Here is a 22,074-nt window from a genome sequence, read left to right on the forward strand (position 1 = left end):
TTATATGACAGCCGTTGGCGTATTAACGTAAATTAACGTTCGGATTAATCCTTAAAATCCGTAGGCCGCTATTTTTTAAATTTCGCCATATTCTAAAAACATCTTTTCTTAGGGGGGAAAGAGGTAACGGTGCGTTAATTTTGTATTGTTTTGTTACATCTGACAGGGAGACGCTGAATTAATGACCTTTTTGTTAGTATGACAATTCACTTCTGCTCGTAACGACTCATCTGACGTCGCTCCGCCTGCAACTGTCGCTGTTAACCATTGACAATATGGCTTAAAATGCTGCCCGCGTCGCAAACTGACACTTTATATTTAATCCGTATCGTGGCCGAGGTCTTTAACTGGCTCATGCGGAGGCATTATTTTTTTTGCAAATATTCATGACGTTAATTTGCAGCGCGTGTTGAGCACATTTTGTGCGGGCCTGCTGTCCACGATTAATCGCGGTTGTTTCGGACTCGTTAGCCTCAGTGCTGGCTTGACAAGCTTTTCCTCCGCTCCGTAAACTCCCTCGGTGGGGATTTGTGGGATAAAGTGGTGAAAGGTTGATTTTGAGGTGAAACTGGCATGTTCCGTGGGGCAACGTTAGTTAATCTCGACAGTAAAGGTCGGTTGTCCGTGCCTGTTCGCTACCGGGAACAACTTGTCGAGCATGCTGCCGGTCAGATGGTCTGTACCATTGACATCCATCACGCCTGCCTGCTCCTTTATCCTCTCCCGGAATGGGAAATTATTGAGCAAAAATTATCGCGTCTGTCGAGCATGAATCCCGCAGAGCGACGCGTGCAGCGTTTACTGCTGGGACATGCCAGTGAATGTCAGATGGATAGCGCGGGGCGCTTACTGATTGCCCCCGTTTTACGGCACCATGCCGGACTGAACAAAGAAGTGATGCTGGTCGGGCAGTTCAACAAGTTTGAGCTGTGGGATGAAACGACCTGGTATCAACGGGTCAAGGAAGATATCGACGCTGAGCAGTCAGGCTCTGAACCGCTTTCAGAGCGATTGCAGGATTTGTCTCTATAACGATGATGGAAAATTTTAAACACACAACGGTACTGCTGGACGAGGCCGTAAACGGCCTGAACATTCGTCCTGACGGCATCTACATAGATGGAACTTTTGGTCGCGGTGGCCACTCGCGCCTGATCCTCTCCCAACTGGGGGCGGAGGGGCGACTGCTGGCGATCGATCGCGATCCTGAGGCGATTGCTATCGCCAAAACCATTGACGATCCACGCTTCACCATTATACATGGGCCTTTTTCCGGGCTGGCGGACTACGTTCGTGAGCGCGATCTCGCCGGTAAAATCGACGGTATTCTGCTCGATCTTGGCGTCTCCTCTCCACAGCTTGACGATCCTGAACGTGGCTTCTCCTTTATGCGCGACGGTCCGCTGGACATGCGTATGGATCCCACCCGCGGCCAGTCTGCCGCCGAATGGTTACAAACCGCTGACGAAGCCGATATCGCCTGGGTGATTAAAACCTTTGGCGAAGAGCGCTTTGGCAAACGTATTGCCCGCGCCATCGTCGAGCGTAACCGCATTGAGCCGATGACCCGCACTAAAGAGCTGGCCTCAGTGATTGCCGCGGCAATGCCGGTGAAGGATAAGCATAAACATCCCGCCACCCGCACCTTCCAGGCAGTGCGCATCTGGGTGAACAGCGAGCTGGAAGAGATAGAGCAGGCGCTAAAAAACTCGCTCGACGTGCTGGCGCCAGGGGGACGGCTGTCGATCATCAGCTTCCACTCGCTGGAAGATCGCATTGTAAAACGCTTTATGCGTGAGCAGAGCCGGGGGCCGCAGGTTCCCGCCGGGTTACCGATGACCGAAGCGCAGCTCAACAAGCTGGGCGGTCGCTATCTGCGCGCCTTGGGCAAGTTAATGCCGGGTGAAGAAGAGGTGGCTGAAAATCCACGCGCCCGTAGTTCAGTGCTGCGTATCGCAGAGAGGACGAACGCATGATTAGCAGGGTGGCAGAGACGCTCAGTAAAGTAAAAGGGTCGTTGGGAAACACCGAGCGCCATGCTTTGCCTGGCGTGATCGCCGACGATCTTTTGCGTTTCGGCAAACTGCCGCTCTGCCTGTTCATCTGCATTATCGTGACGGCGGTAACGGTCGTCACCACCGCGCACCATACCCGTTTGCTGACGGCGCAGCGTGAACAGCTGGTGCTGGAGCGTGATGCGCTGGATATCGAGTGGCGCAACCTGATCCTTGAAGAGAATGCCCTCGGCGATCACAGCCGCGTTGAACGCGTCGCGACCGAGAAGCTGCAGTTGCAGCATGTTGATCCTTCACAAGAAAATATAGTAGTACAAAAATAAGGACTTACGCGACGCATGAAAGCAGCGGTGAAGACGCTTAAACCAAAACGTCAGGAAGAGCAGGCCAACTTTGTGGGTTGGCGTTTTGCGTTGCTTTGCGGATGTATTTTACTGGCGCTGGTGTTTCTGCTGGGCCGCGTCGCATGGTTACAGGTCATCAACCCAGATATGCTGGTGCGCCAGGGCGATCTGCGCTCGCTGCGCGTGCAGGAGGTCTCTACCTCTCGCGGCCTGATTACCGACCGCTCTGGCCGTCCGCTGGCGGTGAGCGTGCCGGTGAAAGCGATCTGGGCCGATCCGAAAGAGCTGCATGACGCCGGCGGCATTACGCTCGACAACCGCTGGAAAGCGCTGGCGGATGCGCTGCATCTCCCGCTCGATCAGCTTGCCTCCCGCGTGAATGCTAACCCGAAAGGCCGCTTTATCTATCTGGCACGCCAGGTCAACCCGGACATTGGCGATTATATTAAAAAACTCAAGCTGCCCGGCATTCATCTGCGGGAGGAGTCGCGTCGTTACTACCCTTCCGGCGAAGTAACTGCTCACCTCATTGGCTTTACCAACGTCGATAGCCAGGGTATTGAAGGCGTCGAGAAGAGCTTTGATAAGTGGCTCACCGGCCAGCCCGGCGAGCGCATCGTGCGTAAAGACCGCTATGGCCGCGTCATTGAGGATATCTCCTCCACTGACAGCCAGGCGGCGCACAACCTCGCCCTGAGCATCGACGAGCGCCTCCAGGCGCTGGTCTACCGCGAGCTGAACAACGCCGTGGCCTTTAACAAGGCGGAGTCCGGCAGCGCCGTGCTGGTAGACGTTAATACCGGCGAAGTGCTGGCGATGGCGAACAGTCCTTCCTATAACCCGAACAACCTCAGCGGTACGCAGAAAGACGTGATGCGTAACCGTACCATTACCGACGTGTTCGAACCCGGCTCTACCGTGAAGCCGATGGTGGTGATGACTGCTCTGCAGCGCGGCGTGGTCAGAGAGAACACCGTTTTAAATACCGTGCCTTACCGTATTAACGGCCACGAGATCAAAGACGTGGCGCGCTACAGCGAATTGACCCTGACCGGGGTACTACAGAAGTCGAGTAACGTCGGTGTTTCAAAGCTGGCGTTAGCGATGCCCTCCTCAGCGCTGGTAGAAACTTACTCGCGTTTTGGATTGGGAAAAGCGACCAATTTGGGGTTGGTCGGAGAACGCAGTGGCTTATATCCTCAAAAACAACGGTGGTCTGACATAGAGAGGGCCACCTTCTCTTTCGGCTATGGGCTAATGGTAACTCCGTTACAGTTAGCGCGAGTCTACGCAACGATTGGCAGCTACGGCATCTACCGTCCGCTGTCGATTACCAAAGTTGATCCCCCCGTACCGGGCGAGCGCATCTTCCCGGAATCCATCGTTCGTACCGTGGTGCATATGATGGAGAGCGTGGCGCTGCCTGGCGGCGGCGGCGTGAAGGCGGCCATCAAAGGCTATCGCATCGCCATTAAAACCGGTACGGCGAAAAAGGTCGGGCCGGACGGGCGCTACATCAACAAATACATTGCTTACACCGCGGGCGTTGCGCCAGCCAGCCAGCCGCGTTTTGCGCTGGTGGTGGTCATTAACGATCCGCAGGCGGGTAAATACTACGGTGGTGCCGTTTCCGCACCGGTCTTCGGGGCCATCATGGGCGGCGTACTGCGTACCATGAACATCGAGCCGGACGCGTTAGCAACGGGCGAAAAAAGTGAATTTGTGATTAATGAAGGCGAGGGAACAGGTGGCAGATCGTAATTTGCGCGACCTTCTCGCTCCGTGGGTATCGAATCTGCCTGCGCGAGCTTTGCGGGAAATGACACTCGACAGTCGCGTGGCGGCAGCGGGCGATCTCTTTGTAGCGGTAGTGGGCCACCAGGCGGACGGGCGTCGGTATATCCCGCAGGCGATAGCGCAGGGCGTGGCGGCCATCATTGCGGAAGCCAAAGGCGAAGCCGCCGACGGTGAGATCCGCGAGGTTCACGGCGTGCCGGTTATCTACCTCAGCCAGCTTAACGAGCGGCTCTCTGCGCTGGCCGGACGCTTCTACAACGAGCCTGCCGAGCGCTTAGGCCTGGTGGGCGTCACCGGCACCAACGGCAAAACCACCACCACCCAGCTGCTGGCGCAGTGGGCGCAGCTGCTGGGCGAAACCAGTGCCGTAATGGGTACGGTGGGTAACGGCCTGCTGGGCAAGGTGATCCCCACCGAAAATACCACCGGCTCCGCCATTGACGTTCAGCACGTGATGGCCGATCTGGCAGGGCAGGGGGCGACCTTTGCCGCAATGGAGGTCTCCTCCCATGGTCTGGTGCAGCACCGCGTGGCTGCCCTGAAGTTTCGGGCATCGGTCTTTACTAACCTGAGCCGCGATCATCTCGATTACCACGGGGATATGGCGGGCTACGAATCGGCAAAATGGCTGCTCTTCTCCTCGCACCACTACGGTCAGGCGATCGTTAACGCCGATGACGAAGTGGGTCGCCGCTGGCTGGCTAACCTGCCGGACGCCGTAGCGGTATCCATGGAAGGGCACATCAACCCGGACTGTCATGGCCGCTGGCTAAAAGCCGAGGCGGTAAGCTATCACGACAGCGGTGCGACAGTGCGTTTCAGCTCCTCCTGGGGCGAAGGCGAGATTGAAAGCCGCCTGATGGGCGCGTTTAACGTCAGTAACCTGCTGCTGGCCCTGGCCACGCTGCTGGCGCTGGACTTCCCGCTGAGCGACCTGCTGAAGACCGCGTCGCGCCTGCAGCCGGTATGCGGCCGCATGGAAGTCTTTAGTGCGCCGGGCAAACCGACGGTGGTGGTGGATTACGCCCATACTCCGGACGCGCTGGAGAAAGCGTTGCAGGCCGCGCGCCTGCACTGCACCGGCAAGCTGTGGTGCGTCTTTGGCTGCGGCGGCGATCGCGATAAAGGCAAGCGCCCGCTGATGGGCGCCATTGCCGAAGAGTTTGCCGACGTGCCGGTCGTGACCGACGACAACCCGCGTACCGAAGAGCCGCGCGCCATCATTAACGATATTCTCGCCGGCATGCTCGACGCTGGTCGCGCCCGGGTGGTCGAAGGCCGCGCCGAAGCGGTGACCAGCGCCATTATGCAGGCGAAAGAGAATGACGTTGTGCTGCTGGCCGGTAAAGGCCATGAAGATTACCAGATTGTCGGCAACCGCCGTCTTGACTATTCCGACCGCGTCACCGCCGCGCGTCTGCTGGGAGTGGTGGCATGATTAGCGTAACCCTTAACGAGCTAGCCCAGATCCTGAACGGCGAGCTGCACGGCCAGAGTCTGACCATTGATGCCGTCACCACCGATACGCGCCAGCTGACGCCGGGCTGCCTGTTTGTTGCCCTGAAAGGTGAACGCTTCGACGCCCATGATTTTGCCGAGCAGGCGAAGGCGGGCGGCGCGGGCGCGCTGCTGGTCAGCCGCAGGCTCGACTGCGATCTGCCCCAGCTAGTGGTGAAAGATACCCGTCTCGCCTTCGGTGAGATTGGGGCCTGGGTACGCCAGCAGGTACCGACCCGCGTGGTCGCGCTCACCGGCTCCTCCGGTAAAACCTCGGTGAAAGAGATGACCGCCGCCATCCTTGGCGAGTGCGGCAATACGCTTTATACCGCTGGCAACCTAAATAATGACATCGGCGTGCCGATGACACTGCTACGCCTGACGAAAGCGCACCAGTACGCAGTGATCGAGCTAGGGGCTAACCATCAGGGCGAAATTGCCTGGACCGTGAGCCTGACCCGCCCGGAAGCGGCGCTGGTCAACAACCTGGCGGCGGCGCACCTGGAGGGCTTCGGCTCGCTGGCGGGCGTGGCGAAGGCGAAGGGTGAAATCTTTACCGGCCTGCCGCTCGACGGCGTGGCGATCATGAACGCGGACAACAATGACTGGCTGAACTGGCAGAGCATTATCGGCGAGCGCAAAATCTGGCGCTTCTCACCGAACGCTGCCAACAGCGACTTTACCGCCAACAACGTGCATGTCACGTCGCAGGGGACCCACTTCACGCTGCAAACCCCGACCGGCAACATTGAAGTGCTGCTGCCGCTGCCGGGTCGCCACAACATTGCTAACGCGCTGGCCGCAACGGCGCTGGCGATGGCGGTGGGAGCTCCGCTGGACGCGGTAAAAGCCGGGCTGGCGAAGCTGAAGGCCGTGCCGGGACGCCTGTTCCCGATCCCGCTTGCGGAAAACCAGCTCCTGCTCGACGACTCCTACAACGCCAACGTCGGCTCGATGACCGCCGCGGCGCAGGTGCTCTCCGAGATGCCGGGTTACCGGGTAATGGTGGTGGGTGATATGGCCGAGCTGGGCGATGAAAGCGCAGCGTGCCACCAGCAGGTCGGCGAGGCGGCGAAGGCCTCCGGCCTCGATCGCGTGCTGAGCGTGGGCGTGCAGAGCAAGGCTATCTCCGACGCCAGCGGCGTTGGCGAACATTTTAACGATAAAGCTGCGCTGATTGCGCGCCTCAAGGCGCTGATTGCAGAGCAGCAGATTATTACCATTTTGGTAAAAGGTTCACGTAGTGCTGCCATGGAAGAGGTAGTACGCGCATTACAGGAGAACGGGACATGTTAGTTTGGCTGGCCGAGCATTTGGTCAAATATTATTCGGGCTTTAACGTCTTTTCCTATCTGACGTTTCGCGCCATTGTCAGCCTGCTGACCGCGCTCTTCATCTCTTTATGGATGGGGCCGCGCATGATCGCCCGTCTGCAAAAGCTCTCGTTTGGCCAGGTTGTTCGTAACGACGGTCCAGAATCACACTTTAGCAAACGCGGCACCCCGACGATGGGGGGGATCATGATCCTTACCGCCATCGTGGTGTCGGTCCTTCTGTGGGCTTACCCCTCCAACCCCTACGTCTGGTGCGTGCTGGTGGTGCTGGTGGGCTACGGCATCATCGGTTTTGTCGATGACTACCGTAAGGTGGTGCGCAAAGATACTAAAGGCCTTATTGCCCGCTGGAAATACTTCTGGATGTCGGTCATCGCCTTGGGCGTTTCGTTTGCGCTCTATCTGGTAGGGAACGATACGCCCGCCACGCAGCTGGTGGTGCCCTTCTTTAAAGACGTCATGCCGCAGCTGGGCATTCTCTATATCCTGCTGGCCTACTTCGTTATCGTGGGGACCGGCAACGCCGTGAACCTCACCGACGGCCTCGACGGCCTGGCGATCATGCCTACCGTGCTGGTGGCGTCAGGCTTTGCGCTGGTGGCCTGGGCAACCGGCAACATGAACTTTGCCAGCTATCTGCATATTCCCTACCTGCGTCACGCCGGTGAACTGGTGATCGTCTGTACGGCTATCGTCGGGGCAGGGCTGGGCTTCCTCTGGTTTAACACCTATCCGGCGCAGGTCTTCATGGGCGACGTCGGATCGCTGGCGCTGGGCGGCGCGCTGGGCATTATCGCCGTGCTGCTGCGCCAGGAGTTCCTGCTGGTGATCATGGGCGGCGTATTCGTGGTGGAGACCCTGTCGGTAATTCTGCAGGTGGGCTCCTTCAAGCTGCGCGGACAGCGCATCTTCCGTATGGCCCCGATTCACCACCACTATGAACTGAAAGGCTGGCCGGAGCCGCGCGTGATCGTGCGCTTCTGGGTTATTTCGCTGATGCTGGTGCTGATTGGCCTGGCTACGCTGAAGGTGCGTTAATCATGTCAGATTACCAGGGTAAACAGGTTGTCATCATTGGGTTAGGGTTAACCGGGCTATCCTGCGTGGACTTTTTCCTCGCGCGTGGCGTGACGCCGCGGGTGATGGATACGCGTAGCGCGCCGCCGGGGCTGGATAAGCTGCCGGCGTCGGTTGAGCACCACCTTGGTAGTCTGAATGACGACTGGCTGCTGGCGGCCGATCTGATCGTTGCCAGCCCCGGTCTCGCCTTGGCGCACCCGTCGCTGAGCGCGGCCGCTGAAGCTGGCGTAGAGATCGTCGGCGATATCGAACTGTTCGTGCGTGAAGCCCAGGCACCGGTGATTGCGATCACCGGCTCTAACGGTAAGAGCACCGTCACCAAGCTGGTCGGCGAGATGGCGGAAGCGGCGGGCGTTAACGTCGGCGTTGGCGGCAATATCGGTCTGCCGGCGTTGATGCTGCTCGACAGTAACCGTGAGCTGTACGTGCTGGAGCTCTCCAGCTTCCAGCTGGAAACCACCTCCAGCCTGCACGCCGTGGCGGCAACGATTTTGAACGTCACCGAAGATCATATGGATCGCTATCCGTTTGGTCTGCAGCAATACCGCGCCGCCAAGCTGCGCATTTTTGAGAATGCCAAAGTCTGCGTGGTCAACGCCGACGATGCCCTGACCATGCCGGTTCGGGGTGCGGACGATCGCTGCATCAGCTTTGGCGTCGACGTGGGCGACTATCACCTCAACCGCCAGCAGGGCGAAACCTGGCTACGAGTGAAGGGTGAAAAGGTGCTTAACGTTAAAGAGATGAAGCTTAGCGGTCAGCACAACTACACCAACGCCCTGGCGGCGCTGGCGCTGGCGGATGCCGCAGGCCTGCCGCGTGCCAGCAGCCTGAAGGCGTTAACCACCTTTACCGGCCTGGCGCACCGTTTCCAGCTGGCGCTGGAGCACAACGGCGTGCGCTGGATCAACGACTCCAAGGCGACTAACGTCGGCAGCACCGAGGCGGCGCTTAACGGCCTGCACGTCGACGGTACCCTGCACCTGCTGCTGGGCGGCGACGGCAAGTCGGCGGACTTTTCGCCCCTGAGCCGCTACCTGAACGGCGATAACGTGCGCCTCTACTGCTTTGGCCGCGACGGCGCAGAGCTGGCGGCGTTACGCCCTGAGATTGCCCAGCGGACCGAAACCATGGAGCAGGCGATGCGCCTTATTGCCCCGCAGCTCAAGCCAGGGGATATGGTGCTGCTGTCACCTGCCTGTGCCAGCCTCGATCAGTTTAAAAACTTTGAACAACGGGGCGATGAGTTCACCCGTCTGGCGAAGGAGTTAGGCTGATGCGCTTATCACTTCCTCGCCTGAGGCTGCCACGCATGCCGCATCTGCCGGGACTCGGTATCCTGGAGTGGCTGTTTGCTGCGCTTAAAGGCTGGGTCATGGGGTCGCGTCCGAAGGACGATGATAGCCTGGTCATGTATGACCGGATGCTGCTGTGGCTGACCTTTGGTCTGGCGGCAGTGGGCTTTATTATGGTGACCTCCGCGTCGATGCCGGTAGGGCAGCGCCTGACCAACGATCCCTTCTTCTTTGCTAAACGCGATGCGCTCTATATCTTCCTCGCGTTTTGTATGGCGATGATCACCCTGCGCCTGCCGATGGAGTTCTGGCAGCGTTGGAGCTCAGCGATGCTGATCGCCTCTATTGTCATGCTGCTGCTGGTACTGCTGGTGGGGAGCTCCATCAACGGGGCATCGCGCTGGATTGACCTTGGCGTGATGCGCTTCCAGCCCGCAGAGTTTACTAAGCTCTCTCTCTTCTGCTATCTCGCCAACTACCTGGTGCGTAAAGTGGATGAGGTGCGTAATAACCTGCGCGGCTTTTTAAAACCGATGGGCGTGATCCTCGTGCTGGCGGTGCTGCTGTTGGCGCAGCCTGACCTGGGTACAGTGGTAGTACTGTTCGTGACCACGCTGGCGATGCTGTTCCTCGCCGGGGCCAAGCTGTGGCAGTTTATCGCCATCATCGGGATGGGCATCTCTGCCGTGGTCCTGCTGATCCTCGCCGAACCTTATCGTATCCGCCGCGTTACCTCGTTCTGGAACCCGTGGGAAGACCCCTTTGGCAGCGGCTACCAGCTGACCCAGTCGCTGATGGCCTTTGGCCGGGGCGAGTTCTGGGGGCAGGGCCTGGGCAACTCGGTACAAAAACTCGAGTACCTGCCGGAAGCACATACCGACTTCATTTTCTCCATTATCGGCGAAGAACTGGGTTATATCGGTGTGGTACTGGCGCTTTTGATGGTATTCTTCGTCGCTTTCCGCGCGATGTCCATTGGACGCAAAGCGCTGGATATTGACCACCGCTTCTCGGGTTTTCTGGCCTGTTCGATCGGTATTTGGTTTAGTTTTCAGGCACTCGTCAACGTAGGCGCGGCCGCCGGGATGCTGCCAACCAAGGGTCTGACGCTGCCGTTAATCAGCTACGGTGGTTCCAGCCTGTTAATTATGTCGACGGCGATCATGATGCTGTTGCGTATAGATTATGAAACGCGTCTGGAAAAAGCCCAGGCGTTTACACGAGGTGTTCGATGAGTGGGCAACCGAAGCGGTTAATGGTGATGGCAGGCGGCACGGGCGGGCACGTTTTCCCCGGCCTGGCGGTTGCGCACCATTTAATGGCCCAGGGCTGGCAGGTTCGCTGGCTGGGCACCGCCGATCGTATGGAAGCGGATTTGGTGCCCAAGCACGGTATCGAGATCGACTTTATCCGCATCTCCGGCCTGCGCGGGAAAGGGCTGAAGGCCATGCTGCTTGCGCCGCTGCGTATCTTTAACGCCTGGCGTCAGGCGCGGGTAATCATGCAGCGCTTTAAACCAGATGTGGTGTTGGGGATGGGCGGCTACGTATCCGGGCCGGGCGGCCTTGCTGCCTGGTCGCTGGGTATCCCAGTGGTGCTGCACGAGCAGAATGGCATTGCCGGGCTGACCAACAAATGGCTTGCGAAGATCGCTACCAAGGTGATGCAGGCGTTTCCCGGTGCGTTCCCACAGGCCGACGTAGTGGGTAACCCGGTGCGTACCGACGTGCTGGCACTGCCGCTGCCCGCGGATCGCCTCTCTGGTCGTGAAGGGCCGGTGCGAGTGCTGGTTGTCGGTGGCTCGCAGGGCGCTCGGGTGCTGAACCAGACGCTACCGCAGGTCGCTGCCCGGCTGGGCAACGCGGTGACGATATGGCACCAGAGCGGAAAAGGGGCGCAGCAGACCGTAGAGCAGGCTTATGCCGATGCAGGCCAGTCGCAGCACCGCGTGACCGAATTTATTGATGATATGGCGGCAGCCTACGCCTGGGCCGACGTGGTAGTTTGCCGCTCCGGGGCGCTAACGGTGAGCGAGATCGCCGCCGCCGGGCTGCCAGCGCTGTTTGTGCCGTTCCAGCATAAAGATCGGCAGCAGTACTGGAATGCGCTGCCGTTAGAGCAGGCGCATGCGGCGAAGATCCTTGAGCAGCCGCAGTTTACCGTTGATTCCGTCGTCGAGACGCTGGCGAGTTGGGATCGCGTTACGTTACTGGGAATGGCCGAGCGCGCGCGCGCCGCAGCCATTCCTGATGCTACCGACCGGGTAGCTAAAGCCGTAAGCCTTGCTGCACAGGCTTAACCATCGCGACGCCTTTTGCGTCGCACGAATTTTAGAAGTTTATGGCGTTTAGAGAATGAATACACAACAACTGGCGAAACTGCGTTCAATCGTGCCCGAGATGCGTCGCGTCCGGCACATTCACTTCGTTGGCATTGGCGGGGCCGGCATGGGCGGCATCGCTGAAGTCCTGGCGAACGAAGGCTATCAGATCAGCGGTTCCGACCTTGCGCCAAACCCGGTTACGCAGCAGCTGGCCGCCCTTGGCGCGACCATCTACTTCAACCATCGTCCGGAAAACGTACGCGACGCCAGCGTCGTGGTAGTCTCCAGCGCGATCTCTGCCGATAACCCGGAAATCGTTGCCGCGAACGAAGCGCGCATTCCGGTGATCCGCCGCGCAGAGATGCTGGCGGAGCTGATGCGCTTTCGCCACGGTATCGCCATCGCCGGGACGCATGGCAAAACCACGACCACCGCGATGGTCTCCAGTATCTATGCCGAGGCCGGACTGGATCCGACCTTTGTTAACGGCGGCCTGGTAAAAGCCGCAGGCGTGCATGCTCGCCTGGGTCACAGCCGCTACCTGATTGCCGAGGCCGATGAGAGCGACGCCTCGTTCCTGCATCTGCAGCCGATGGTGGCCATCGTCACCAATATCGAAGCCGACCATATGGATACCTACCAGGGCGACTTCGAGAATCTGAAGCAGACCTTTATTAACTTCCTGCACAACCTGCCGTTCTATGGCCGGGCGGTGATGTGCGTGGACGATCCGGTGTGCCGCGAGCTGCTGCCGCGCGTGGGCCGTCAGACCACCACCTACGGCTTTAGCGACGACGCGGACGTGCGGGTAGAGAGCTACCAGCAGACCGGGCCGCAGGGACATTTTGTGCTGGTGCGTCAGGACAAACCTAATTTACAGGTCACGCTGAACGCACCGGGCCGCCATAACGCCCTGAACGCGGCGGCGGCCGTTGCCGTGGCGACGGAAGAGGGGATTGACGACGAGGCGATCCTGCGGGCGCTGGAGAGCTTCCAGGGTACCGGACGCCGCTTCGACTTCCTCGGCGCATTCCCGCTGGAGCAGGTAAACGGCAAAGCAGGCAGCGCCATGCTGGTTGACGACTATGGTCACCACCCAACGGAAGTGGATGCCACCATCAAGGCCGCGCGTGCAGGCTGGCCGGATAAAAATCTGGTAATGATTTTCCAGCCGCACCGTTTCACTCGTACCCGTGACCTGTACGATGATTTTGCCAACGTGCTGACCCAGGTGGATGCCCTGCTGATGCTGGACGTTTATGCCGCAGGCGAGACCCCGATCCCAGGTGCGGATAGCCGCTCACTGTGCCGTACCATCCGTGGCCGGGGGAAAGTCGACCCGATTCTGGTTCCGGATGCGGCCCAGGTTGCAGCGATGCTGGCCCCGGTATTAACCGGTAACGATCTCATTCTGGTTCAGGGCGCAGGCAATATTGGTAAAGTCGCCCGCAGCCTGGCCGAGAATAAACTGAAGCCGCAGCAGTCGCAGGAGGAAGAGCGTCATGGCTAATAAAGTTGCAGTCCTGCTGGGCGGGACCTCCGCCGAGCGCGACGTGTCGCTGAACTCCGGCGCGGCGGTGCTGGCTGGCCTGCGTGAAGGCGGCGTGGATGCCCATCCGGTGGATCCGCGTGACACCGACGTCACCCAGCTTAAGGGCATGGGTTTCGACAAGGTCTTTATCGCCCTGCACGGTCGCGGCGGTGAAGACGGTACGCTGCAGGGTCTGCTTGAGCTGACCGGCCTGTCCTATACCGGCAGCGGCGTCATGGCGTCCGCTATCTCCATGGATAAGCTGCGCAGCAAGCTGCTGTGGCAGGGCGCGGGCTTGCCTGTCGCTCCGTGGGCAGCAGTAACGCGCAAAGAGTTTGAGCAGGGCCTGAGCGAGAGCGTGCAGCAGCACATTGCCAGCCTGGGTCTGCCGCTGATCGTTAAGCCGAGCCGGGAAGGTTCCAGCGTCGGCATGTCAAAAGTTGACGAGGCCGATGCGCTACATGCGGCGTTAGCTTTAGCGTTTCAGCATGATGAAGAAGTCTTAGTTGAGAAGTGGCTGAGCGGGCCAGAATTTACCGTTGCAGTATTAGGGGAAGAAATTTTACCCTCAATTCGCATCCAACCCGCAGGAACCTTCTATGATTATGAGGCAAAGTATCTCTCTGATGAGACTCAGTATTTCTGCCCCAGCGGATTAGAAGCGGAGCGCGAAGCGCAGTTACGCGATCTGGTACTAAAGGCCTGGACCGTATTAGGCTGCCGTGGATGGGGTCGAATCGATGCCATGCAGGATCGCGATGGTCACTTCTATCTGCTGGAAGCGAACACCTCGCCGGGGATGACCAGCCACAGTTTGGTCCCGATGGCGGCTCGCCAGGCTGGATTAAGTTTCTCGCAATTGGTTGTACGAATTCTGGAGTTGGCGGACTGATATGTCGCAGGCTGCGCTAAACACGCGAAACCGCGAAGAGGAGGAGGTTGTTGCCTCCCGGCGGAATAATGGAACGCGTCTTGCAGGAATTGTGTTCCTGCTGGCGGTGCTGTGCACCGTGTTGGTGAGCGGCTGGATGATTCTGGGCTGGATGGACGATGCGCAGCGCCTGCCGCTGTCGAAGCTTGTGGTCACCGGTGAGCGCCACTACACGCGCAACGATGATATTCGCCAGTCAATTCTGGCGCTGGGTGCCCCTGGCACCTTTATGACCCAGGATGTGAACATCATCCAGAGCCAGATCGAACGCCTGCCGTGGATCAAGCAGGCCAGCGTAAGAAAGCAGTGGCCGGACGAATTGAAGATTCATCTGGTTGAATATGTCCCGATTGCGCGGTGGAATGATCAGCACATGATGGACGTTGATGGAAATTCGTTCAGCGTGCCCACCGATAGGGCGAAAGAACAGAATCTTCCGCTGCTGTTTGGCCCAGAAGGAAGCGAAAGCGAAGTGTTACAGGGCTATCGCGACATGGGGCAGGTGCTGGCTAAGGATAAATTTACATTGAAAGAGGCGGCGATGACCGCCCGTCGCTCCTGGCAGTTGACGCTTAACAATGGAATCAAGCTCAACTTGGGCCGGGGAGATACGATGAAACGTCTGTCACGCTTTGTAGAACTCTATCCTGTTCTGCAGCAGCAGGCGCAAACCGACGGCAAAGAGATCAGCTATGTCGATCTGCGCTATGACTCAGGCGCGGCAGTCGGTTGGAAACCGGCACCTATTGTGGATCCTAATCAGCAACAGAATCAGGCACAGGCAGAGCAATAATGATCAAGGCGACGGACAGAAAACTGGTAGTAGGACTGGAGATTGGCACCGCGAAGGTTGCCGCTTTGGTAGGGGAAGTTCTGCCCGACGGTATGGTCAATATCATTGGCGTGGGCAGTTGCCCGTCGCGGGGTATGGATAAAGGCGGGGTCAACGATTTGGAGTCGGTGGTGAAGTGCGTCCAGCGCGCCATCGACCAGGCCGAGCTGATGGCGGACTGCCAGATTTCGTCGGTTTACCTGGCGCTCTCCGGCAAGCATATTAGCTGTCAGAATGAGATCGGCATGGTGCCCATTTCCGAAGAGGAAGTGACCCAGGAAGATGTTGAAAACGTTGTGCACACCGCCAAGTCGGTACGCGTGCGCGATGAGCACCGGGTTCTGCATGTGATCCCGCAAGAATATGCCATTGACTACCAGGAAGGGATCAAAAATCCGGTAGGGTTATCCGGCGTTCGGATGCAGGCAAAAGTGCACTTGATCACATGTCACAACGATATGGCGAAAAACATTGTCAAAGCCGTTGAACGATGTGGTCTGAAAGTTGACCAATTAATTTTTGCCGGACTGGCGTCCAGCTATTCCGTGTTGACGGAAGACGAACGTGAGCTGGGTGTCTGCGTGGTCGATATCGGTGGTGGTACAATGGACATCGCCGTGTATACCGGCGGTGCGCTGCGCCACACCAAAGTGATCCCCTATGCGGGGAACGTAGTGACCAGCGACATCGCCTATGCCTTCGGTACGCCGCCAAGCGATGCCGAAGCCATTAAGGTTCGCCACGGCTGTGCCCTGGGCGCTATCGTCGGTAAAGACGAGAGCGTAGAGGTGCCGAGCGTGGGCGGACGTCCGCCGCGCAGCCTGCAGCGTCAAACGCTGGCAGAAGTGATTGAGCCGCGCTACACCGAGCTGCTTAATCTGGTGAACGAAGAAATTTTGCAGCTGCAAGAACAGCTCCGGCAACAAGGCGTTAAGCACCATCTTGCAGCAGGAATTGTATTAACCGGCGGCGCAGCGCAGATCGAAGGGCTTGCAGCCTGTGCGCAACGCGTGTTTCATACACAGGTGCGCATAGGTGCGCCGCTGAATATCACGGGCCTGACGGACTATGCCCAGGAGCCGTACTATTCAACGGCGGTAGGTCTGCTGCACTACGGGAAGGAGTCCCATTTAAGTGGTGAAGCAGAGGTGGAAAAACGTGCGTCAGTCGGCTCGTGGATCAAACGTCTGAACAGCTGGCTGCGAAAAGAGTTTTAATATTTTCAGAGACCGCACAACATTAGCGGACTCAGGCGACAGGTACTTACATTGAATCCCTCTTGCAGCCGTAACGCAGTTTGAAGGATGATGTGTAAAATCGGAGAGAAAATTATGTTTGAACCTATGGAACTGACCAACGACGCGGTGATTAAAGTCATCGGCGTCGGTGGCGGCGGCGGTAACGCCGTTGAGCACATGGTGCGCGAGCGCATCGAAGGCGTTGAATTCTTTGCAGTGAATACCGACGCCCAGGCGTTGCGTAAGACCGCGGTGGGGCAGACCATCCAGATCGGCGGCGGCATCACCAAAGGTCTGGGAGCAGGCGCTAACCCGGAAGTCGGCCGCAATGCCGCCGAAGAGGACCGTGAAGCACTGCGTGCAGCGCTTGACGGCGCAGACATGGTATTCATCGCCGCAGGTATGGGCGGGGGTACAGGCACAGGTGCTGCTCCGGTGGTTGCCGAAGTGGCCAAAGATTTAGGTATTCTGACCGTTGCCGTCGTGACCAAGCCTTTCAACTTCGAAGGCAAGAAGCGTATGGCCTTTGCTGAGCAGGGGATCACTGAGCTGTCCAAGCACGTTGACTCCCTGATCACCATCCCGAACGACAAGCTGCTGAAGGTGCTAGGTCGTGGTATCTCTCTGCTGGACGCCTTTGGCGCAGCCAACGACGTGCTGAAAGGCGCGGTTCAGGGCATCGCCGAGCTGATCACCCGTCCGGGCCTGATGAACGTCGACTTCGCCGACGTGCGCACCGTGATGTCCGAAATGGGCTACGCGATGATGGGCTCCGGCGTGGCGAAAGGGGAAGATCGTGCGGAAGAGGCTGCCGAAATGGCGATCTCCAGCCCGCTGCTGGAAGATATCGACCTCTCCGGCGCGCGTGGCGTACTGGTCAACATTACGGCGGGCTTCGACCTGCGTCTGGACGAGTTTGAAACCGTGGGTAACACCATCCGTGCCTTTGCATCGGATAACGCTACCGTGGTTATCGGTACCTCTCTGGATCCAGAGATGAACGACGAGCTGCGTGTGACCGTTGTTGCCACCGGTATCGGTATGGACAAGCGTCCTGAAATTACCCTCGTGACCAACAAACAGCAGCAGCAGCCGGTAATGGATCGCTATCAGCAGCACGGTATGGCTCCGCTGAGCCAGGAGCAGAAACCGGCCGCTAAAGTGGTTAATGACCCGACGCCGCAGACCGCAAAAGAGCCAGATTATCTCGATATTCCGGCGTTCTTGCGTAAGCAGGCTGACTAAGAATTAGCTGGAAGTTGGGCATTGTCGCTCTTTGTGCTAAACTGGCCCGCCGGTTGTATAGTACAATTCGGTTGGATTAGTAACTAGGCGAGATTATACGATGATCAAACAAAGGACACTTAAACGTATCGTTCAGGCGACTGGCGTCGGTTTACATACCGGCAAGAAAGTCACCCTGACGCTGCGACCTGCGTCGGCCAACACCGGGGTCATCTATCGTCGCACTGACTTGAATCCACCGGTAGATTTTCCGGCCGATGCCAAATCTGTGCGTGATACCATGCTCTGTACCTGCCTGGTCAACGAGCATGACGTGCGGATTTCTACCGTAGAGCACCTCAACGCCGCGCTGGCGGGTCTGGGTATCGACAACATCATGATTGAAGTTGACGCCCCAGAGATCCCGATCATGGACGGTAGTGCAGCCCCGTTCGTTTACCTGCTGCTTGATGCCGGTATCGAAGAGCTGAACTGTGCGAAGAAATTCCTTCGCATCAAAGAGACCGTTCGCGTCGAAGACGGCGACAAATGGGCTGAATTCAAGCCGTACAATGGTTTTACGTTGGACTTTACCATCGACTTTAACCATCCGGCGATTGATGCCAGCAGCCAGCGCTACGCGATGAACTTCTCTGCCGACGCATTCATGCGCCAGATTAGCCGCGCGCGCACCTTCGGCTTCATGCGTGATATCGAGTACCTGCAGTCCCGTGGCCTGTGCCTGGGCGGCAGCTTCGATTGTGCCATCGTGGTTGATGACTATCGCGTACTGAACGAAGACGGTCTGCGTTTTGAAGACGAGTTTGTGCGTCACAAAATGCTGGATGCGATCGGTGACCTGTTCATGTGTGGTCACAATATTATCGGGGCATTTACCGCTTATAAATCCGGTCATGCACTGAATAATAAACTGCTGCAGGCGGTCCTGGCTAAACAGGAAGCCTGGGAATACGTGACGTTCCAGGACGACGCTGAGCTGCCGCTGGCATTCAAAGCACCGTCAACGGTACTGGCATAATCCTCCAGACCGTTTAGTAAAAATTCGACTGGTTAACCTGGCACTCTCTCCGGTCAGGGGCACCAGTCGTTTTTGTTTCCAGGTTTTACCGTTTCTCTTCATATCCTCTGAAGCACAAATCTAAACGTCATTTACTGCCAAAAGCGGTGCGTTCGCTGTTTTCTTAAGCATTTTCACCCGGCTATGCCCCTCATTGTTACTGCCGTGTAGCGCCTTTAATGGTAATATTTGGTCGCAAAATAACGGATGTTGATGTGAACCGGGTAGGTTTAACCCATTAATGGTGGAGCAAGTGAGCGGATTACTGACGCGCTGGCGACAATTTGGCAGACGCTACTTCTGGCCGCATCTCTTTTTAGGGATGGTCGCGGCGAGTCTTGGCCTGCCTGCGCCCGGTACGCAGGATCGCCCGACTCAGCCTGAGAAGGCTACCGCCAGCAACCATAACCGCACCAGCCCGGTCAATTTCACCAGCCTCGCGCTGCTCGAAGCCAGCCGCCGTCCGACCTTTACCGTCGACTATTGGCACCAGCACGCCATTCGCACCGTTATTCGTCATCTCTCTTTTGCCATGACGCCTCAGGCGCTGTCGGTCGCCGAAGAGCCGCTGCCCGTTCGGGCGCAACATCTTGCCCTGCTGGATACGCTCAACGCCCTGCTGACCCAGGAGGGCAAACCGCCGGTTATTGTCCGTCACCAGCCTGTTTCTACTGGCGAACCGCACGCTGCGTTTACCGTCGCCAGCTGGCTCGCGCAGGTGCAGGGCATCCGCGCCGGACCTCAACGCCTCAGCTAAATTAACCGTTTCAACACCTTAATTTATCTGCCCGTTTTGGGGCGTTTGAGAATTTATTATGCTTATTAAACTGTTAACAAAAGTATTTGGTAGCCGCAACGATCGTACTCTGCGCCGGATGCGCAAGGCCGTCATCCTCATCAACAGCATGGAACCGGCCATGGAAAAGCTCAGCGATGACGAGCTGAAAGCCAAAACCGCCGAGTTCCGCGCCCGTCTTGAAAAAGGTGAGACCGTAGAGAGCCTGATCCCGGAAGCGTTCGCCGTGGTTCGCGAAGCAAGCAAGCGCGTGTTTGGCATGCGCCACTTTGACGTCCAGCTGCTGGGCGGGATGGTGCTTAACGATCGCTGCATCGCCGAGATGCGTACCGGTGAAGGTAAAACCCTGACCGCAACTCTGCCGGCCTACCTGAATGCTCTGAGCGGTAAAGGCGTGCACGTCGTTACCGTCAACGACTACCTTGCCCAGCGCGACGCCGAAAATAACCGTCCGCTGTTCGAATTCCTGGGTATGAGCGTGGGCGTCAACATGTCCGGCCTGCCAGCGCCGGCCAAGCGTGAAGCCTATGCCGCCGATATCACCTACGGCACCAACAACGAATACGGCTTTGACTACCTGCGTGACAACATGGCGTTCAGCCCGGAAGAGCGCGTTCAGCGTAAGCTGCACTATGCGCTGGTGGATGAGGTTGACTCCATCCTGATCGACGAAGCCCGTACGCCGCTGATCATCTCCGGTCCGGCAGAAGACAGCTCCGACATGTACAAGCGCGTCAACAAAATCATCCCTAACCTGATCCGTCAGGAGAAAGAGGATTCCGACACCTTCCAGGGCGAAGGCCACTTCTCCGTGGATGAGAAAGCGCGTCAGGTTAACCTGACCGAGCGCGGGCTGGTGCTGATTGAAGAGCTGCTGGTGCGAGAAGGCATCATGGACGAGGGCGAGTCGCTCTACTCTCCAGGCAACATCATGCTGATGCACCACGTTACCGCTGCGCTGCGTGCCCACGTGCTCTTCACGCGCGACGTAGACTACATCGTGAAAGACGGTGAGGTCATCATCGTTGATGAACACACCGGTCGTACCATGCAGGGCCGCCGCTGGTCTGATGGCTTGCACCAGGCCGTTGAGGCCAAAGAGGGCGTGGAGATCCAGAACGAGAACCAGACGCTGGCTTCCATCACCTTCCAGAACTACTTCCGCCTGTATGAGAAGCTGGCAGGTATGACCGGTACCGCCGATACCGAAGCGTTTGAGTTCAGCTCTATCTACAAGCTGGATACCGTGGTGGTGCCGACCAACCGTCCGATGATCCGTAAAGATCTGCCGGACCTGGTCTACATGACCGAAGCAGAAAAAATTCAGGCCATCATCGAAGATATCAAAGAGCGTACCGCTAACGGCCAGCCAGTGCTGGTGGGGACCATCTCCATCGAGAAATCTGAGGTGGTGTCAAACGAGCTGACCAAAGCAGGTATCAAGCACAACGTTCTGAACGCCAAATTCCACGCCAACGAAGCGGCAATCGTCGCCCAGGCGGGCTACCCGGCGGCAGTGACCATCGCCACCAACATGGCCGGTCGTGGTACCGATATTATGCTCGGCGGTAGCTGGCAGGCAGAGGTTGCCGCGCTGCCGGAGCCGACCGCAGAGCAGATCGCGCAGATTAAAGCGGACTGGCAGGTACGTCATGATGCCGTGCTGGCGTCCGGCGGTCTGCATATCATCGGTACCGAGCGCCATGAATCCCGCCGTATCGACAACCAGCTGCGCGGCCGTTCCGGTCGTCAGGGTGACGCGGGCTCCTCTCGCTTCTACCTGTCGATGGAAGATGCCCTGATGCGTATCTTTGCCTCCGACCGCGTCTCCAACATGATGCGCAAGCTGGGGATGAAGCCGGGCGAAGCGATCGAGCACCCGTGGGTGACCAAGGCTATCGCCAATGCCCAGCGTAAGGTTGAGAGCCGCAACTTCGATATTCGTAAACAGTTGCTGGAGTATGATGACGTAGCCAACGACCAGCGCCGCGCGATCTACACCCAGCGTAACGAACTGCTGGACGTGAGCGACGTGAGCGAAACCATCGCCAGCATCCGTGAAGATGTCTTCAAGGCGACCATCGACGGACATATTCCGCCGCAGTCGCTGGAAGAGATGTGGGACATCCCTGGCCTGCAGGAGCGTCTGAAGAACGATTTCGATCTCGACCTGCCGATTGCCGATTGGCTGGACAAAGAGCCGGATCTGCATGAAGAGACGCTGCGTGAACGTATTATGCAGAGCGCCGTAGAGGTGTATCAGCGTAAAGAAGAAGTCGTCGGTGCCGAGATGATGCGCCACTTCGAAAAAGGCGTCATGCTGCAAACGCTTGACTCCCTGTGGAAAGAGCACCTGGCGGCGATGGACTACCTGCGTCAGGGTATCCACCTGCGCGGCTATGCGCAGAAGGATCCGAAGCAGGAGTACAAGCGCGAGTCCTTCGCTATGTTCGCCGCTATGCTTGAGTCGCTGAAGTATGAAGTGATCAGCACCCTGTCGAAAGTACAGGTGCGGATGCCGGAAGAGGTGGAGGAGATGGAGCAGCAGCGTCGTGAGGAGGCAGAGCGCCTGGCCCAGATGCAGCAGCTTAGCCACCAATCCGACGACGCGCAGGCCGCAGCCGATCTGGCGGAGCAATCCGGCGAGCGTAAAGTGGGTCGTAACGATCCATGCCCGTGCGGTTCAGGCAAAAAGTACAAACAGTGCCATGGCCGTCTGAGCTAAACGCAACCCAATAAAAAACAAAGGCGCAGATTCT

The 22,074-nt window shown here is 58.1% G+C and carries 18 protein-coding genes; all 18 read left to right on the forward strand.

Annotated elements, in window-relative coordinates; genetic code table 11:
• The first annotated feature begins 573 nt into the window (after positions 1 to 573).
• A complete protein-coding gene (mraZ, locus tag FN633_RS12420; protein WP_042390438.1) occupies positions 574 to 1,032 on the forward strand; it encodes a division/cell wall cluster transcriptional repressor MraZ in 459 nt (152 codons plus the stop codon).
• Between the two features lie 2 nt (positions 1,033 to 1,034).
• Positions 1,035 to 1,976: a 16S rRNA (cytosine(1402)-N(4))-methyltransferase RsmH gene (gene rsmH, locus FN633_RS12425; RefSeq protein ID WP_042390440.1), complete on the forward strand. Its 942-nt coding sequence runs from the start codon at positions 1,035 to 1,037 to the stop codon at positions 1,974 to 1,976.
• Entirely contained in the window at positions 1,973 to 2,338 is a 366-nt protein-coding gene (gene ftsL, locus FN633_RS12430; RefSeq protein ID WP_042390442.1) for a cell division protein FtsL, read from the forward strand. Before rsmH ends, ftsL begins: the two co-directional genes overlap by 4 nt.
• A gap of 15 nt (positions 2,339 to 2,353) precedes the next feature.
• Positions 2,354 to 4,120, forward strand: a complete 1,767-nt coding sequence (locus tag FN633_RS12435; RefSeq protein WP_154057914.1) for a peptidoglycan glycosyltransferase FtsI — start codon at positions 2,354 to 2,356, stop codon at positions 4,118 to 4,120.
• Positions 4,107 to 5,594 (forward strand): UDP-N-acetylmuramoyl-L-alanyl-D-glutamate--2,6-diaminopimelate ligase, encoded by a 1,488-nt coding sequence (murE, locus tag FN633_RS12440; protein ID WP_154057915.1) that lies wholly within the window; start codon positions 4,107 to 4,109, stop codon positions 5,592 to 5,594. The genes FN633_RS12435 and murE overlap by 14 nt, the downstream gene beginning before the upstream one ends.
• A complete protein-coding gene (gene murF, locus FN633_RS12445) occupies positions 5,591 to 6,949 on the forward strand; it encodes a UDP-N-acetylmuramoyl-tripeptide--D-alanyl-D-alanine ligase (RefSeq protein ID WP_154057916.1) in 1,359 nt (452 codons plus the stop codon). Before murE ends, murF begins: the two co-directional genes overlap by 4 nt.
• Positions 6,943 to 8,025: a phospho-N-acetylmuramoyl-pentapeptide-transferase gene (gene mraY, locus FN633_RS12450; protein ID WP_042390449.1), complete on the forward strand. Its 1,083-nt coding sequence runs from the start codon at positions 6,943 to 6,945 to the stop codon at positions 8,023 to 8,025. The genes murF and mraY overlap by 7 nt, the downstream gene beginning before the upstream one ends.
• 2 nt (positions 8,026 to 8,027) lie before the next feature.
• A complete protein-coding gene (murD, locus tag FN633_RS12455; RefSeq protein WP_154057917.1) occupies positions 8,028 to 9,344 on the forward strand; it encodes a UDP-N-acetylmuramoyl-L-alanine--D-glutamate ligase in 1,317 nt (438 codons plus the stop codon).
• On the forward strand, positions 9,344 to 10,597 hold the full coding sequence (ftsW, locus tag FN633_RS12460; RefSeq protein WP_042390452.1) for a cell division protein FtsW: 1,254 nt from the start codon (positions 9,344 to 9,346) through the stop codon (positions 10,595 to 10,597). Before murD ends, ftsW begins: the two co-directional genes overlap by 1 nt.
• Positions 10,594 to 11,661 carry an undecaprenyldiphospho-muramoylpentapeptide beta-N-acetylglucosaminyltransferase gene (gene murG / locus FN633_RS12465; RefSeq protein WP_154057918.1) on the forward strand — a complete coding sequence of 356 codons (1,068 nt, stop codon included), beginning with the start codon at positions 10,594 to 10,596 and terminating at the stop codon, positions 11,659 to 11,661. The genes ftsW and murG overlap by 4 nt, the downstream gene beginning before the upstream one ends.
• A 55-nt stretch (positions 11,662 to 11,716) precedes the next feature.
• Positions 11,717 to 13,195 carry a UDP-N-acetylmuramate--L-alanine ligase gene (murC, locus tag FN633_RS12470; protein ID WP_154057919.1) on the forward strand — a complete coding sequence of 493 codons (1,479 nt, stop codon included), beginning with the start codon at positions 11,717 to 11,719 and terminating at the stop codon, positions 13,193 to 13,195.
• Positions 13,188 to 14,108 (forward strand): D-alanine--D-alanine ligase, encoded by a 921-nt coding sequence (locus tag FN633_RS12475; protein ID WP_154057920.1) that lies wholly within the window; start codon positions 13,188 to 13,190, stop codon positions 14,106 to 14,108. The genes murC and FN633_RS12475 overlap by 8 nt, the downstream gene beginning before the upstream one ends.
• 1 nt (position 14,109) lies before the next feature.
• Complete coding sequence (gene ftsQ, locus FN633_RS12480) at positions 14,110 to 14,940, forward strand: cell division protein FtsQ (RefSeq protein ID WP_154057921.1); 831 nt, start codon at positions 14,110 to 14,112, stop codon at positions 14,938 to 14,940.
• Positions 14,940 to 16,196 (forward strand): cell division protein FtsA, encoded by a 1,257-nt coding sequence (gene ftsA, locus FN633_RS12485; protein WP_042390461.1) that lies wholly within the window; start codon positions 14,940 to 14,942, stop codon positions 16,194 to 16,196. The genes ftsQ and ftsA overlap by 1 nt, the downstream gene beginning before the upstream one ends.
• Positions 16,197 to 16,310: 114 nt before the next feature.
• Positions 16,311 to 17,462 (forward strand): cell division protein FtsZ, encoded by a 1,152-nt coding sequence (ftsZ, locus tag FN633_RS12490; RefSeq protein WP_042390697.1) that lies wholly within the window; start codon positions 16,311 to 16,313, stop codon positions 17,460 to 17,462.
• Positions 17,463 to 17,562: 100 nt separating this feature from the next.
• A complete protein-coding gene (lpxC, locus tag FN633_RS12495) occupies positions 17,563 to 18,480 on the forward strand; it encodes a UDP-3-O-acyl-N-acetylglucosamine deacetylase (RefSeq protein WP_042390462.1) in 918 nt (305 codons plus the stop codon).
• 292 nt (positions 18,481 to 18,772) lie between these two features.
• The gene (gene secM / locus FN633_RS12500; RefSeq protein WP_208674098.1) at positions 18,773 to 19,276 is read left to right on the forward strand and encodes a secA translation cis-regulator SecM; all 504 of its coding nucleotides are present in this window, start codon (positions 18,773 to 18,775) and stop codon (positions 19,274 to 19,276) included.
• 58 nt (positions 19,277 to 19,334) lie between these two features.
• Complete coding sequence (gene secA, locus FN633_RS12505) at positions 19,335 to 22,040, forward strand: preprotein translocase subunit SecA (protein WP_154057923.1); 2,706 nt, start codon at positions 19,335 to 19,337, stop codon at positions 22,038 to 22,040.
• Positions 22,041 to 22,074 lie beyond the last annotated feature (34 nt).

The organism is Pseudescherichia vulneris, assembly GCF_902164725.1.
Lineage (GTDB): Bacteria > Pseudomonadota > Gammaproteobacteria > Enterobacterales > Enterobacteriaceae > Pseudescherichia > Pseudescherichia vulneris.